Annotated in this window: 13 protein-coding genes; 5 read left to right on the forward strand and 8 right to left on the reverse strand. The window is 62.7% G+C overall.

Annotation, left to right across the window (positions count from 1 at the left end; all coding sequences use genetic code 11):
* The first annotated feature begins 1 nt into the window (after position 1).
* Genes BoBH3_RS16960 through rfbF form a run of 4 tightly spaced genes read left to right on the forward strand, consistent with a single transcriptional unit; the run spans position 2 to position 3,881 of the window.
* Entirely contained in the window at positions 2-1,000 is a 999-nt protein-coding gene (locus BoBH3_RS16960) for a DUF268 domain-containing protein (protein ID WP_262332020.1), read from the forward strand.
* A 57-nt stretch (positions 1,001-1,057) separates the two neighbouring features.
* Entirely contained in the window at positions 1,058-2,149 is a 1,092-nt protein-coding gene (rfbG, locus tag BoBH3_RS16965) for a CDP-glucose 4,6-dehydratase (protein WP_262332021.1), read from the forward strand.
* 2 nt (positions 2,150-2,151) lie between these two features.
* Positions 2,152-3,066, forward strand: a complete 915-nt coding sequence (locus BoBH3_RS16970; RefSeq protein WP_262332022.1) for an NAD-dependent epimerase/dehydratase family protein — start codon at positions 2,152-2,154, stop codon at positions 3,064-3,066.
* A gap of 44 nt (positions 3,067-3,110) precedes the next feature.
* A complete protein-coding gene (gene rfbF / locus BoBH3_RS16975) occupies positions 3,111-3,881 on the forward strand; it encodes a glucose-1-phosphate cytidylyltransferase (protein WP_262332023.1) in 771 nt (256 codons plus the stop codon).
* Between the two features lie 302 nt (positions 3,882-4,183).
* On the opposite strand, the gene BoBH3_RS16980 is transcribed toward rfbF, so the two are convergent.
* From BoBH3_RS16980 to BoBH3_RS16990, 3 genes are all read right to left on the reverse strand, one after another.
* On the reverse strand, positions 4,184-5,128 hold the full coding sequence (locus tag BoBH3_RS16980) for a class I SAM-dependent methyltransferase (RefSeq protein ID WP_262332024.1): 945 nt from the start codon (positions 5,126-5,128) through the stop codon (positions 4,184-4,186).
* A gap of 387 nt (positions 5,129-5,515) precedes the next feature.
* On the reverse strand, positions 5,516-7,687 hold the full coding sequence (locus tag BoBH3_RS16985) for a glycosyltransferase (RefSeq protein ID WP_262332025.1): 2,172 nt from the start codon (positions 7,685-7,687) through the stop codon (positions 5,516-5,518).
* A gap of 249 nt (positions 7,688-7,936) precedes the next feature.
* On the reverse strand, positions 7,937-8,284 hold the full coding sequence (locus BoBH3_RS16990) for a hypothetical protein (protein ID WP_262332026.1): 348 nt from the start codon (positions 8,282-8,284) through the stop codon (positions 7,937-7,939).
* Here BoBH3_RS16990 and BoBH3_RS16995 point away from each other — a divergent pair.
* On the forward strand, positions 8,283-9,314 hold the full coding sequence (locus tag BoBH3_RS16995; RefSeq protein ID WP_262332027.1) for a glycosyltransferase: 1,032 nt from the start codon (positions 8,283-8,285) through the stop codon (positions 9,312-9,314). The two genes, BoBH3_RS16990 and BoBH3_RS16995, sit on opposite strands and share 2 nt — an antisense overlap.
* Before the next feature lie 149 nt (positions 9,315-9,463).
* Here BoBH3_RS16995 and BoBH3_RS17000 read toward each other — a convergent pair whose 3' ends face one another.
* From BoBH3_RS17000 to BoBH3_RS17020, 5 genes are read right to left on the reverse strand one after another with little or no spacing between them, the layout of a single operon-like run.
* Positions 9,464-10,396 carry an N-carbamoyl-D-amino-acid hydrolase gene (locus tag BoBH3_RS17000; protein ID WP_262332028.1) on the reverse strand — a complete coding sequence of 311 codons (933 nt, stop codon included), beginning with the start codon at positions 10,394-10,396 and terminating at the stop codon, positions 9,464-9,466.
* Between the two features lie 32 nt (positions 10,397-10,428).
* Entirely contained in the window at positions 10,429-11,094 is a 666-nt protein-coding gene (locus BoBH3_RS17005) for an amino acid ABC transporter permease (RefSeq protein ID WP_262332029.1), read from the reverse strand.
* Positions 11,094-11,732: an amino acid ABC transporter permease gene (locus BoBH3_RS17010; RefSeq protein ID WP_262332030.1), complete on the reverse strand. Its 639-nt coding sequence runs from the start codon at positions 11,730-11,732 to the stop codon at positions 11,094-11,096. The genes BoBH3_RS17005 and BoBH3_RS17010 overlap by 1 nt, the downstream gene beginning before the upstream one ends.
* 45 nt (positions 11,733-11,777) lie before the next feature.
* Positions 11,778-12,521, reverse strand: coding sequence for an amino acid ABC transporter ATP-binding protein (locus BoBH3_RS17015; RefSeq protein ID WP_316045112.1), 744 nt, complete (start codon positions 12,519-12,521; stop codon positions 11,778-11,780).
* Positions 12,522-12,544: 23 nt separating this feature from the next.
* Positions 12,545-13,378: a transporter substrate-binding domain-containing protein gene (locus BoBH3_RS17020; RefSeq protein ID WP_262332031.1), complete on the reverse strand. Its 834-nt coding sequence runs from the start codon at positions 13,376-13,378 to the stop codon at positions 12,545-12,547.
* Positions 13,379-13,793: the final 415 nt, after the last annotated feature.

A 13,793-nucleotide genomic window follows, 5' to 3' on the forward strand; every position in this document is an offset into this window, starting at 1 on the left:
TATGATGGATAACAACTCGACCTTCGGGCCACTTGGGAAATTGCGAGGTCTGCTTGATTCAGCAAGGGCGCAGGTTGGTCTCGCGCTGCTGCCGAAAGAGGACCGGCGCTATGCGCTGCAGGGGCTCGCCAACAAGCAGATTGCGGAACGCTATCCAGCGAACCTCGATTTCGTCGCCGAGGCTCTCCGACTCTCCGACTACGTGTCGCAGACGCTGCATGAGAGGTATTGGCTGCAGGACGTCCTCGAGCAAAAGGACTTTGTGCAGAGCTTCCTCGATCGACGCAGGGGCGAACAGCGCGACCAGCAGAGCTTCCTCGGCGAGCTCGCAGCTTTCCGCGATCGTAGCGCAAGCGTCGATCGTGACTTCTCCGTAAGCGACGAAGATTTGCTGCCGCAGCTCAACGACAAGAGGGAGACGACGCCGTTCGATCGGCACTATCTCTACCATCCGGCGTGGGCGGCTCGGATCTTGGCGCGGACCCTGCCGCAAGAGCATGTCGATATCGCCTCCATCCTTCAGTTCGCCACGATGGTTTCCGCATTTGTGCCGACGCGCTTCTACGATTTTCGCCCCGCGATTCTCGGTCTGAGCGATCTCCAATCCGGCTCTGCCGATCTCACGGCCTTGTCGTTCCCGGATCGTTCGATCGCGTCTTTGTCCTGCATGCATGTGATTGAGCATATCGGCCTCGGCCGATACGGCGATCCGATCGACCCGGCAGGTGACCTAAAAGCCATCGGCGAGCTCGTTCGCGTCCTTGCTCCCGGAGGTGATCTGCTCATCGCCACGCCGGTCGGACGCAAGCGTGTCCAGTTCAATGCCCACCGAATCTACGACTACAAGGAATTCGCCTCCTATTTCGCTCCGTTGGAGCTGGTCGAGTTCTCGCTCATCGAAGAGAAGGGCGAGCGTGGGCCAATCGTCTCGCCCCCGGACGACCTCGTCATGGCGCAGGACTATGGCTGTGGTTGCTTCTGGTTCAAGCGCAAGGCATGACGAGCCCGGTGCCATCCGAAGGATGGCGCTATTCGAAGTCCCAGCGAGGCGTGATTGATGTCCGCGAGCCCCGTGCCGCTGCTCCCGTTCGAAACGACCTTGGCCGGACGCCGGCTGATGGTGACCGGCCATACGGGCTTCACCGGCGGCTGGCTGTCGCTCTGGCTGAAGTCGATTGGCGCCGAGGTATCGGGGTTGGCGCTTGAGCCCAATACCTCACCAAACCTTTTCTCCGAAGCCGCGATCGGAGACGGGATCCTTTCGGAGATCGGGGATATTCGCCATATGGCGGCGGTCCAGCGGGCAGTCGAGGCCGCGACGCCCGAAGTGATCTTTCACCTCGCGGCGCAACCGCTCGTCTCCCGGGCCTTCGAAGACCCGATCGAGAGCTTCGCTACCAACGTGCTTGGCACCGCCCATGTGCTGGAAGCCGCACGGAACACGCCGGGCGTCAAGGCCGTGGTCTGTATCACGACCGACAAGGTCTATGCCGATCAGAGCTGGCATTGGGGCTATAGGGAGCCGGACCCGCTGGGCGGGAAGGACCCCTACAGCGCCTCCAAGGCTTGCACCGAGCTCGTAGCGGCCTCCTATCGCGCCACTCTGGCCGCGCGCGGCAATGGCGTGAGGATCGCGACCGCGCGGGGCGGCAACATCATCGGCGGCGGTGATTGGTCCGACAACCGCATCGTCCCCGACTTCGTCAGGGCGACTGTCTCGGGCTCCGGACTGACCATCCGCAATCCGCAGGCGATCCGACCCTGGCAGCATGTGCTGGCTCTGGTCCATGGCTACATGGTTCTGGCGCACAACCTGCTGAGCGTGCCGGAGACCGATGCGAGCTGGAACTTCGGCCCGCGTAGCGATGAGATGAAGCCGGTTTCCGCGCTGCTCGACGCGTTGCAGGGGGAATGGACGCCGATCAAGGTCAACGTCACGCCCGGAAGCTTTCCCGAAACGCATTTCCTGCATCTCGACAGCACCAAGGCGCGCCGCGTCCTCGGCTGGCAACCGCCCATCGACTTTGCCGGGACCGTGGCTCTGACGGTGGATTGGTATCGCCGGCACGCAGAGGATCCCGGCTCCGCCCGGGCCACGACACTCGAGCAAATCTCCGGCTATCGTTCCGCGCTGCTCGCGCAAGCCTGACAGTGGATCGCGTCCTCATCACCGGGGCCTCCGGCTTCATAGGTCGGCATCTCGCTCGGCATTGCCGGACGTTCGCGGACGAGACCTGGGCCCTGACGCGGCCCGGGCGCGGTTCCGCCCTGCCGGCCGAGTTGCGTGCCGCGGAAGCCGATCTCGAGGACGAAGCATCGCTCCGGTCCGCCATTCACGCAGTTGCGCCGTCGCTGATCATGCATCTGGCGGCCTATGGCGTGGCTCCGCAGGACCGCGATCCGCTGGCGATGCAACGGGTCAATGTCGATCTCGGCGCCGCCATCGTGCGAGCGGCGGCCGGCTGCGGAGCGGCGGTCGTTTCCGCCGGAAGCTGTGCGGAATATGCCCAGCCCGACGAACCGAAGCGCCTGAGCGAGCAAGCGCCGCTCGAACACGAAAAGCTCTACGGCTCCTCCAAGGCTGCAGGCGGCCTGCTGGCGCTGGGGACGGCTGCTGCCCTCGGCGTTCCGATGCGGCACCTGCGCTTGTTCAACGTCTATGGTCCGGGGGAAGCACCGCATAGGCTGATCCCCAGCCTGGTCGCGCAACGTGGCAGCGGGCGCAGGGTCAGCCTGTCCGCGGGCTCCCAGATTCGCGACTTCATTCATGTCGACGACGCCACAGCCGGCATAGCGATCGCCGGCCGGCGGCTGCAGGCCGGGACGATCCGGGGCAGCAAGGCCCTCAACCTGTGCACTGGCGTCGGAACCACCGTCCGCGACCTGGCGACACTGGCGGCGGAGGCCTGCGGGGTCGCCCTGGACAATCTCGGCTTCGGCGACCTGCCAATGCGCGCCGACGAGATTCCCTATCTGGTCGGAGACCCCGATGAAATGGCGTTTGATCTCGATTGGCGAGCCACTTATGGTCCCGCCGCGGGAGTTAAGGCCACTGTCGAAACATAGGCTGACGGGAGGCCCTCGAGAATCGGGCGGGCAGAGGTGAATCAGTGAAAGTTGTGATTCTTGCGGGCGGTTTTGGTACGCGCCTCTCAGAAGAAACGGATGTCAGGCCTAAGCCTCTCGTCGAGATCGGCGGAAAGCCGATTCTTTGGCATATCATGAAAATCTACGAAGCAGCCGGGCTGAGCGACTTCATCATCTGCTGTGGCTACAAGGGGCAGATGATCAAGCACTACTTCGTGAATTACTTCATGGAGAATTACGACATCCAGGTGGACCTCGGCGCGAACAAGGTCGAATTCCTGGGCCATCCGAGCGAACGCTGGAAGGTCACGATGGTGGATACCGGCGCCGACAGCATGACCGGCGGCCGCGTGAAGCGCATCGCACACCTGCTTGGCGACGAACCGTTCTGCCTGACCTATGGCGACGGCGTGGCGGATCTCGACATTCGGCAGGTGATCGCGCACCACCAAAAGCACGGACGAAAGGCAACCGTCACGGCCGTGCCGTCGCCGGGGCGCTTCGGCATCCTTGAGCTCGAAGGCGGAGCGGTCGCGAATTTCCGGGAAAAGCCTGCGAACGAGATGGGTTGGATCAATGGCGGCTTCTTCGTATTGGAGCCGTCCGTGATCGATCTGATCAGCTCCGACGCGACGATCTGGGAGCGCGAGCCCCTCGAAGCGCTGGCGAAGACCGGTGAGCTTTCCGCCTATCGCCACACCGGCTTCTGGCGCCCGATGGACACGTTGCGCGACAAGCGCGATCTTGAGCAGATGTGGGCGAGTGGACAGGCTCCCTGGAAGATCTGGCCCTGATGCTGCGCGCCTCGGAAAGGCCGTTATAGGGCTGACTTCGACTTGCAAAGCTGTTCAGGCTCGCCCATCGCCACCCCGCTCCGGAGCTGCGAGCATCGCTTGAGCACGACTTCCATAAGGCCGGTTGGAGCTTCTGCTGGATGTCGCACATCATGCGCGATACCGGCTTTGTGGATAGTGTGCTGAGTAGCTGGTTCGCCGGGCGTGTGTCTGCAGGGCACGGACTTCGTTACCCGAGCCTCGGTGGGTCGGATCAAATGTCCTCACTCAGCGTAGTGCAGCCTGGATCTTTCACTGTCGGGCTATCCGACCTTCCGCAGGATCGAGACACAATCGAGCTCGTCCTGCCCCCAGCCCTCGGCACGCCCTTGCAGCTTCTGATCGACGACTTCGAGCGCTGCGTTCTCCGCGTAATCTCGCATCAGGCGCGCTGACATATCAGAGCGCGTTCCAGCATTCTTGGCCCAATCGCTATCGGGGGCGAATTCGCCATAATTAGAATGATGCAGGAACGCAATGCCTTCATTTTTCAAAACGCGCGAGATCTCGAATAAGTAATCTTTCACAATTAATTTATCAAAGTGGACCATAGAATCCCATGAATACACTAATGTAATCGTGCCTGATTCAATCATTTTCATGTGATTTCCATCTGTTACATGATAATGAAATCGAACGGTATCGTAAGAAAGCTTAAATCTATCGCGACAAGCATCTATGCATGATTGGTTTATGTCAACCAAGTGAATATTATTTGAGAGTCGGGATAGATATTCAGTATTTCTACCGTGTCCGCAGGCGAGATCAACTATTTCGGTAAAATCAAAATCCTTTATGATAGGATATATTATATTATCCCATTGATATTCTATAACAGATTCAGCATCGGTGAAATATCCCTTGCTGACATCGTGGGTATGCCCGCATTGAATGGCCGTCTTCCATTTGACGATTTCATCGAGAGCATCCTCGATCCGCTCAATAGGGGAGCGAGATAACGCGTCCAGGCGCTTCCCGGCGCGGTTGGCTATCATCTCAGAAAACACGTGAACAGCATGGCCCGTCTTTTTGATTTCATGAGAATCTACTAATGTTGCGGCGCGCTTCGAAAGTTTGTCCTTCGACTTCATCAATTCAATTAGCTCAACCCAGGTGCTGATATTGCGAGGATTAACAAGCAAATCATTCTCACATCGCCGCATACGGCGGTGTGCAGGAAAAAGTGACGCAATCTGCTCCTTAAGCATTGAAGACGCTCCTTGTCGCAAAGGCGTGGAGAAGCTGTATTCAAGGCATATGCGCGACCCGTAACCTGAGGGGCGCGCCATCGCACGACAGGCCGAAGCCTGCGGGGTCGCTGCAAAAGACTACGGAAGCCTTCGGACGACAGCAAGCCTTGGCAGGCGGGTCAATTCCTGTGGGATGCTGCTGGGCGGGCGCTGAATGGCCGGCTCGGCCAAGGGCCGTCTGCGGCGGGCGTCTTGCTGCCCTATATGTTACACGCTCGGCCGGGCAACCCGGGCCGACACGATGGTCAATCTCCGCGAAGTTCGAGCTTGCGACTGCTGCCGGATCATACGGCGACCCGTCACTGACCAACGCATTCTGCAGAGTGAACTGATAGGGATCCTAAATCAAAGCGCTCTCAGCGTCGCTAGATATGAGGCCTGCATGCTGGGGAGTGTGTGGGGGCCGGCGTGGAAGCGCTCGCGGATGCGGGAGCGTTGGTCTTCCCCTGCAAAAGTGGCTAGGAAGCCGGGGATGGCCTCGCTCAGCGCAAGAGGTTGCCCAGCGTCGACCAGTACGCCGTCCGCGCCCTGCTGGAGCACGCGGGAGATGTCGCCCACGTTGGTTGCAGCAACGGGGCACCCGACTGCCAAAGCTTCCAGCACGACGAGCGGCAGACCTTCGATCGCGGAGGTCAGCACAAGCATGTCCGCTGCTGCGAGCAGCAGGCCCAATTCAGAGGCATCGCGATGACCCAGGCGGCTGACGCGCGCGCCCAGCCCCGCTCTCGCGATGGCGGCATCCACCGCGGGTTCAAGTGGTCCTTCACCGACCATGATGGCACGATAGTCGGTCTTATCGCCCAGGGCTGCAACGAGATGCACAAAAGCTTCCGGTCTTTTCTCCGGGGCGAAACGGCCGACCCATAAGAGAAGCTTATCGGCCTCGAGAAGCCCGAGGCCGCTTCGGCTGGCCGCGCGGTGAGAGGCGGCAGCGCGCCAAGGGCCAGCATCGATGCCGTTGCTGATTTCACTGGTCCGGGCAGGTGAGACTCCTGCCGAGGCCAGTGCGGTTGCGGTGCGGTGAGATACTGCAATGTGCCGATCGAGAGCCGCCCCGGCCGCGACGGCGGCCCGGAAAGTTGAATCTGGGACCTCGTTGTGAAGGATGTTTGCGACGCGGGCGCTAGCCAGCGCTCCGCGTTTGAGCTCAGGCAGGTTCGATAGAAACCAGGCCGAACCACTGGAAAGCACATGAGTAACGCGCCGTGAGGTGGCGATATGAGAAAGGAAGGCGATCCGATCCTTTGGATCGATCGTGCCGTGCAGATGAAAGATCTCGCTGTCGAGAGCCGCGAACTCCGTCCTCATCAAATGCGGATCATCTTCCGTCGTGACGAGAGTGACTTGCCAGTCCGATAGGCAGCCTTGAAGTATCGAATGCAGCAGGACTTCGGCGCCGCCCCGGCGGAGCCACGGAACCACGACAAGCAATCCCGGCTTGTTTCGGCTCGCGATTGCCGAGGATAGCTTCGCGAACGCCGCCGGGTCTCGCGGCGGCTTGGCGGTGACCCGTCGGATGCGTCGTCGCAGAGACGCATTTTCAAAGACCTCGGGATTAAGGGAACGCATACGCGCCTGAAGCTCTTCCTGCCGATCTTTGGCATCATGCGTCATGGTCCGGCCATGCCGCCGATGAAGGAAAAGAGGTTGTGCGATCACACGGCCGCGCCGGCCAAGCGAACCAAGTCGGATCCAGAACTCCCAATCCTCGAAGCCGCCGCGCATCACAGGAGAATAGCCGCCCACCTCGCGCCAGTCGTCCCGACGGAAGACGGCGGCGACGGAGGTGAAATTGGCAATCAGGGCTTGCTGAATGTCGAATTCGCGCGTTTCCCATATCTCGGAAACGTCGCCGAACATGCGTACGTAGGAATAGGCAAAACCAGCAGCCCGATCTGCCATTAGCACGGCGATCGCACATTCGAGATACGTCGGCTCGATCAGGTCATCGGCATCGAGGCAGCATACATACTCGCCTTTGGCGACAGCGATGCCGTTGTTGCGCGCGGTCGGCAGCCCCTGATTGTCCTGGCGGATGACATGCAGCCCCGGATCATCCGCGAGGCGGTCCAAGAGAGCACGAGTGGCAGCCTCGGTCGATCCGTCGTCGACCACGATGATTTCACAGGACGAGATCGTCTGGGATCGGACGGAAGCGATGGCCTCTTCGAGATACCGGCCGTAGTTGAAGCAGGGGATCACCACGCTGACCAGGAGCGGAGCGTCTTCGCTCGGATACCTCCATTTCTGCTTGTCGATGATGACTCCGGTGGAATCGAAGCGCTCTGTCGCGGCGTCGATCGCTATCCTGGCGAGGGCATTGCGCCGGGAGAACGCGTTTAAACGAGCCGGGCGGAAGATTTTCTTTGCTACATGACCAAGCAGTGCATCGACCTCGGTATATCGTCCCTGGTCGATCAGGCCGGCGACGTAGTCGCTGCTACCTCGGGCGCGCTGAGAAAAGCGCCCGGCGAACGTTCCTGCCGCACGCAGGCCAAGGGCCAGGCAGCGGTACATTGCTCTTTTCGCGGGGCGTAGCGAGAACTGAGGCATTTCAGATCTGCTACGCCGCGTGCCGCTGTCCGTCCAGACAGGCCGGGTAAGCGAGCTTCAACCGGTCCGTTAGGGAGGTGTACGATTCGCAGCCGAGCCATGCGAGCTTCAGGGGCGTGACGTCCGGCTTGGATGTGTCGAACACGGGGTTGCCCTTGAATGCCACCACGTTTGCGATGGTGCGCTGCGTTCTAAACGAGAATGGGCGGCGCTTTACGCCTTGCACATCATATCCCTTTGCAGCAGGAGCTCGGAGAGGTATGCGCCATCCTGCCCGATCAGGCCCATGATCACAGCCGCGCGCCGCCCGGCATCAGGAAGCGTCATCATGTTGTCCATCGCAGATTTAAGGGATTCAAATTTGAGATGCGGCTGACTACCGAAATGCGCATCGAAGCGCAAATGCGATCCCGGCGACCGCCGGTCACATTCTGATGGAATTTTGAGGCAGGATTGGATGGCCGTCCAGAGACGTCTGCTTTTTTCGTTTTGGGGGCGCCGTGGCGCGCTCACACAATTCGCGTTGGATGCCGCTCGGACGTTGAGCGCTAGCACGAACATGGCGACCACTTTCTCCGTTTCGCGCCAGAACGAGGCTTTCAGCGAATTTGAGGCGTTGGGTACCCCTCTTCTGCCAATCGACACCTTCTCGTCGGAAGCCGGAGCGGCGTTGGGCCTGTGGCGCATTCCGAGTTTGAGGCGAAGACTGGCCGAATACGTTCGTGCCGAGCGCATCGAAGCTGTGATCGAGTTGATGCCGCACGTCTGGTCGCCCCTCCTGATTCCGGCGATCCGCGCCGAGGGAGCGAAATACGCAACAATCATCCATGATGCTGCGATGCATCCAGGTGATCGGACGGGTCTGGTGAAGCCGTTGCTCGATATGCCGTTGCGTACCGCCGACCGATTATTGACGTTGAGCAAATCGGTCGCTGAACAGCTGCGAGTGGCGAAAGGCATCTCCGAGGAGCGGCTTACCGTGCTGTTTCATCCGGATTTTGCTTACGCGGGGCCTTCGGCGAGGCACGCCGGCCCCTCTCCGGGAGAACCTTTTAGGATTCTCTTCCTTGGGCGCATAATGCCCTACAAGGGGCTTTCGCTGTTCGTCGACGCCGTGGAGCGCCTTCGGGAGCGGGGCATCGCGATTGAGCCTCTTGTTTATGGTGAGGGTTCCCTTGGAGCGGACGGCGACCGGCTTGCCGGATTAGGAGCAAGAGTTGTCAATCGCTGGTTGAGCGCGGACGAAATCGCCCTCGTTCTCACAGAAGCGCACGCTGTGGTTCTGTCGCATGTCGAGGCTAGTCAGTCGGGTGTCGCCGCCGCGGCTTTCGGTGCGGGCGTCCCGGTCGTGGCAACGCCGGTGGGTGGGCTTGTCGAACAGGTGCGTGATGGGACGACAGGCGTCCTGGCTCGCAGCGTCGATGCGGACGCTATCGCTGACGCCATCGCTCGCCTGATCGACGAGCCGGTGCTCTACCAGCGGATCGTGGAACGACTCGAAGCCGAGCGGGGCGGGCGCTCAATGGCGCATTTCCTCGATCTCGCGATCGCCTCGACTTTGGGCATCGTTGAAACGGACAAGCCGCGGTAGCCCTACGGGCGAACAAGCATCTTGTGCTATCAGCATGCGAGCGCTGGAATGCCGTATGAACCCCTCCCAGCAGGGGTTCATAAGAGCGCAGCCTGCTTGCTGCCTGCTTGGCTGATTGCTGCACGCTGTCTTGCCTGGCTCCGGAATACTCAGACCTCCGGCGGCGGCTCGGCGCCCGTGCGGCTGGTGATCAGGCCGTAATGCTCGATGCGGCGGTGGCGGGCGAAGTCGAAGATGGTCGACTTGCCGAACTTCGTCTCGTCGAGGTCGCAGGCATGGACGAGCAGTTCGTCGCCCTCGGTCTTCGCCTCGGCGACGATCTCGCCATTGGGATCGACGATCAGCGAGCCGCCGAACAGATGGTGGCCGTCCTCGTCGCCCGCCTTGGCCACCGCGACGACCCAGGTCGCGTTCTGATAGGCCCCGGCCTGGACGCTGAGGCGGTTGTGGAACAGCCGCTTCTCGATTCCCTCGTTGCCGCGCTGTGAATTCACCGAGGGGGTGTTGTAGCCGATCAGCACCATCTCGACGCCCTGCAGCCCCATCACCCGATAGGTCTCGGGCCAGCGCCGGTCGTTGCAGATCGCCATGCCGATGATGCCGCCAAGCGCGCGCCAGACCGGGAAGCCGAGGTCGCCCGGCTCGAAATAGCGCTTCTCCAGATGCTGGTGCGTACGCTCGGTGTCGTATTCGACATGGCCGGGCAGATGCACCTTGCGGTACTTGCCGACGATGGCGCCGGTCTTGTCGGTCAGGATGCTGGTGTTGAAATGGTGCCCGTCCGGCGTCTTCTCGGCATAGCCGAAGCTGATCGCGATGCCGTGCTCGCGGGCGCGGTCGAAGAGGGCTTGCGTCGCCGGGCCGGGCATCTGCGTGTCGAACCAGATGTCCGCCTCGGCGCGATCCTCATGATACCAGCGCGGGAAGAAGGTGGTGAGCGCGAGCTCCGGATAGACCACGAGCTCGGCCCCGGCCGCCTTCGCCTGGTCGAGCAGGGCGATCATCCGTGCGATCACGCTCTCGCGGCTGTCGGCCTTCTGGATCGGGCCCATCTGGGCGGCGGCGACGGTGAGCGTCCGCATGGCGGTTTTCCTTGTGAAGCGGGGATGAAGTATCAGCGTGCGGCGGCGTGTTCCAGCCGGCTAACCAGCCTGACGGCCGGCCAGAGCAGCGCGAAATAGATCAGCGCGGCGAGCACGATGGGCGAGGCGTTGAAGGTCAGCGAGCGCGCCATGTCGGCCGAGTAGAGCATTTCCTGCAGCGACACGACGCTGGCGAGCGAGGTGAGCTTCACCACCTCGACCGTGTTCGAGACGAGGTCCGGCAGGACGTTGCGCAGGGCCTGAGGCAGCACGACCCAGGTGAAGGTCTGGTCGGCACGCAGGCCTGTGGAGCGCGCGGCCTCCCATTGCCCGTTCGGCACGCTCTCGATCCCGGCGCGGACGATCTCGCCATAATAGGCGGCGTTGTTGAGGAAGAAGGCGATGGTCACGGCTGCCAGGGGCGACAGGCGCAGGCCCAGGAACGGCAGGCCCGAATAGACGAGGATCAGGAGGACGAGCGGCGGCAGCGCCCGCAGCAGGTCGACGAAGAGCGTCAGCAGTCGCACCAGGATCCTGCTGCGGGAGAGGCTGCCGAGCGCGACGAGGATGCCACCCAGAAGTCCCATTGGTATGACAATCAGGCAGATGAGCAGCGTCGTCTTCAGGCCCTGCAGCACCAGCGGCAGAGCCTTGAGCATGATCTCGATGTTGAAGAACTGCTGGATCAGGGCGTCCATTACTGGCGCCTCCAGGCAAAGCGCGCTTCGATCCAGCGGCCGAGCCCGATCACCGGGATGAAAAGTAGCAGATAGGCGGCGGCGCCCATCATCAGCGGCGTGGCGTTGCCGGAGAAGGAGACCGCTGTCGTCGCCTGGTTCATGATCTCCGGCACGCCGATCACCGTGCCGAGCGCGGTGTTCTTGGTGATCGCGATCGTGCGGTTGGTGAGCGGCGGCACCGCGAGCCGCAAGGCCTGAGGCAGCACGACGTAGATCAGCGTCTGCGTCTCGCTCAGGCCGGTGGAGCGCGCCGCTTCCCACTGGCCCTTGCGCACGGCGATGAGCCCGGCCCAGATGATTTCCTCCGCGAAGGCCGCGAGCACGAGGCTCAGCACCAGCCAGAGCACGGCGAAGCTCGGCAGGTCGATGCCGACATTGGGCAGGCCGAAAAAGATCAGCAGGATCAGGACGAGCGCCGGCACGGCGCGGAACAGGTCGACGAAGAACATCAGCGGCCAGGTGAACCAGCCTCCGGCCCGCCAGCGCAGCAGCGCAAGCGCGAGCCCCAGCGCCAAGCCGCTGACGACGACGAGCGCGGCGATCTCGATCGTGACCACGAGACCCTTCAGGATCGCCGGCCAGGTCGCAGCGATCAATTTCGGATTCAGGAAACTATCGAGGAAGCGCTCCATGGCCGCTGGTCAGCGCGCCACGTCGGAGACGAAGGCGCGCGTGCGGGCCTGGGTCGCGGCGCCGAAAATCTGCTCCGGCGGCCCCTGCTCGACGATGACGCCGCCATCCATGAAGACGACCCGGTCGGCCGCCTCGCGGGCGAAGCGCATCTCGTGGCTGACGACCAGCATCGTCATGCCGCTCTCGCGCAACTCCCGCATCGTGGCGAGCACGCTGCCGACAAGCTCGGGGTCGAGCGCCGAGGTCGGTTCGTCGAAGAGCATGAGCTTGGGCTCGAGCGCGAGCGCCCGCGCGATGGCGACGCGCTGCTGCTGGCCGCCCGAAAGCTCGGCCGGATAGGACGAAGCCTTGTGGGCGAGGCCGACGCGCTCCAGTGCCTTGAGCCCGATCTCGGCGGCCTCGGCCTTCGGCTTCCGCAGCACCTTGCGCAAGGCAAGCGTCACGTTCCCCAGCGCGGTCATGTGCGGGTAGAGGTTGAACGACTGGAACACCATGCCCATCCGCCGGCGCAGGCCGTTGATGTCGATCTTCGGATCGAGCACCTCCTTGCCGTCGAAATGGATCGAGCCGCCCGTCGGCTCCTCCAGCCGGTTGCAGCAGCGCAGCAGCGTGCTCTTGCCGGAGCCGGAGGGGCCGATCAGGAAGACGAGCTCCCCGTCCGAGACGGAAAGCTCGATCCCCTTCAAGACTTCGACGGATCCGAAGCTCTTGAACAGGCCGCGGATGTCGAGCAGCGGATCGCGCTGGCGCATGAGTGAATGCCAGGCTGCCCGGTTTACTTGCAGGAAGCGGAATGGGCCGTGGCGTCGTAGCCCGGCATGTCCGGCACGCCGTATCCGGGGAAGGCAGTGACGGCGGCCGAGCCGGCGGCCGGCTTGATGCCGAACCACTTCTCATGCATCGCCGCGATGGTGCCGTCGGCCTTCAGGCATTCGATCGCCTGATCGAGCTCCTTGCGCAGCTCCCCGGAATCCTTGCGCAGCGCGACCGCCCAGACCAGGCCGGTCGAGTGCACAAGCGACAGCTGGATCTGCGGGTTGCTCTTCGCGGCATACTGCACGGCGGTGTTGCCGGCGACGTTGGCATAGGCGCGGCCGGCGATGACCGCCTGCACGGCATCGGTCTGGGTGCCGAAGGATTCGACCTTCCAGCCGATCTTCTCCTCGAGCCCGCGCGCCCAGGCGTCATAGGCCGAGCCCTTGTTGACCGCGATGACCTTGCCCTTGAGGTCGTCAAGCTTTTCGATCGGGGGGGCGCCCTTCTTGGTCATGAACTGGAAGTCGGTGTTCAGATAGCCTTCGGTGAAGAGCAGGCTCTCGGCGCGTTCCTTGGTCACGGTCACCGGGGCGACGATGAAGTCGTAGGTGCCTGCCTGCAGGGCGGGCACCAGCCCGGAGAACTGGGCCGAGTCGACGGTGACGGTCTTGCCGAGCTTCTTGCCGATGGCTTCGGCGAGATCGATGTTGAAGCCCTCGGTTCCGCCGGAAAGCTTGGGCATGGCATGCGGCGCGAAGGTGCCGTCGACGGCGGTCTTGAGCGTGGCCTGGGCCAAGGCCGCGTGCGAGACCAGCATGGCGATGCCGAATGCGGCTGCTGCTTTGGCGAACATCTGAGGCTCCTCGAGGAAGGACGGAACAGCCTGGATCAGGCTTGTGGCTGCCCGGCAGGCAACATCGATGCCAGAACCGGCTTTATCGGTGCGCATCGCGAGCGTGGCCGCCGGCCTCGATCGCCGGCTCCGGGTCCGTGCGTCATTCCGCCGGCGTGCATTCCATCCGCACGCGATCTCCCGGCTGGCTCGATGTCTGGCAGACGACCTTGGCGGGCAGGATGGGGGCTCCCGCCGGTGCCGCCAGAGCCGATGCGGGGATCGTCGGCTTGATCGCGGGCTTTGTCCGCGCCGATGCGAGCTGCGCTACGGGCCGAGGCCTCGGGGCTGAGGGACGATCGACGGCCGCGCTCGTTTCCAGCTTCCCGGCCGGGGGAGCCAGCGGAACGCTCTCGACGGGCGTCGCGCTCGCCAC

Origin of the sequence: Allobosea sp. BH3, assembly GCF_025499465.1 — a bacterium.
GTDB lineage: Bacteria > Pseudomonadota > Alphaproteobacteria > Rhizobiales > Beijerinckiaceae > Allobosea.

Coding starts and splice junctions, on each gene's coding strand:
- BoBH3_RS16960 (WP_262332020.1), top strand. CDS start 2: ATGATGGATAACAACTCGACCTTCGGGCCACTTGGGAAATTGCGAGGT.
- rfbG (WP_262332021.1), top strand. CDS start 1,058: ATGTCCGCGAGCCCCGTGCCGCTGCTCCCGTTCGAAACGACCTTGGCC.
- BoBH3_RS16980 (WP_262332024.1), bottom strand. CDS start 5,128: ATGCTTAAGGAGCAGATTGCGTCACTTTTTCCTGCACACCGCCGTATG.
- BoBH3_RS16985 (WP_262332025.1), bottom strand. CDS start 7,687: ATGTACCGCTGCCTGGCCCTTGGCCTGCGTGCGGCAGGAACGTTCGCC.
- BoBH3_RS16995 (WP_262332027.1), top strand. CDS start 8,283: ATGGCGACCACTTTCTCCGTTTCGCGCCAGAACGAGGCTTTCAGCGAA.
- BoBH3_RS16990 (WP_262332026.1), bottom strand. CDS start 8,284: ATGTTCGTGCTAGCGCTCAACGTCCGAGCGGCATCCAACGCGAATTGT.
- BoBH3_RS17000 (WP_262332028.1), bottom strand. CDS start 10,396: ATGCGGACGCTCACCGTCGCCGCCGCCCAGATGGGCCCGATCCAGAAG.
- BoBH3_RS17005 (WP_262332029.1), bottom strand. CDS start 11,094: ATGGACGCCCTGATCCAGCAGTTCTTCAACATCGAGATCATGCTCAAG.
- BoBH3_RS17015 (WP_316045112.1), bottom strand. CDS start 12,521: ATGCGCCAGCGCGATCCGCTGCTCGACATCCGCGGCCTGTTCAAGAGC.
- BoBH3_RS17020 (WP_262332031.1), bottom strand. CDS start 13,378: ATGTTCGCCAAAGCAGCAGCCGCATTCGGCATCGCCATGCTGGTCTCG.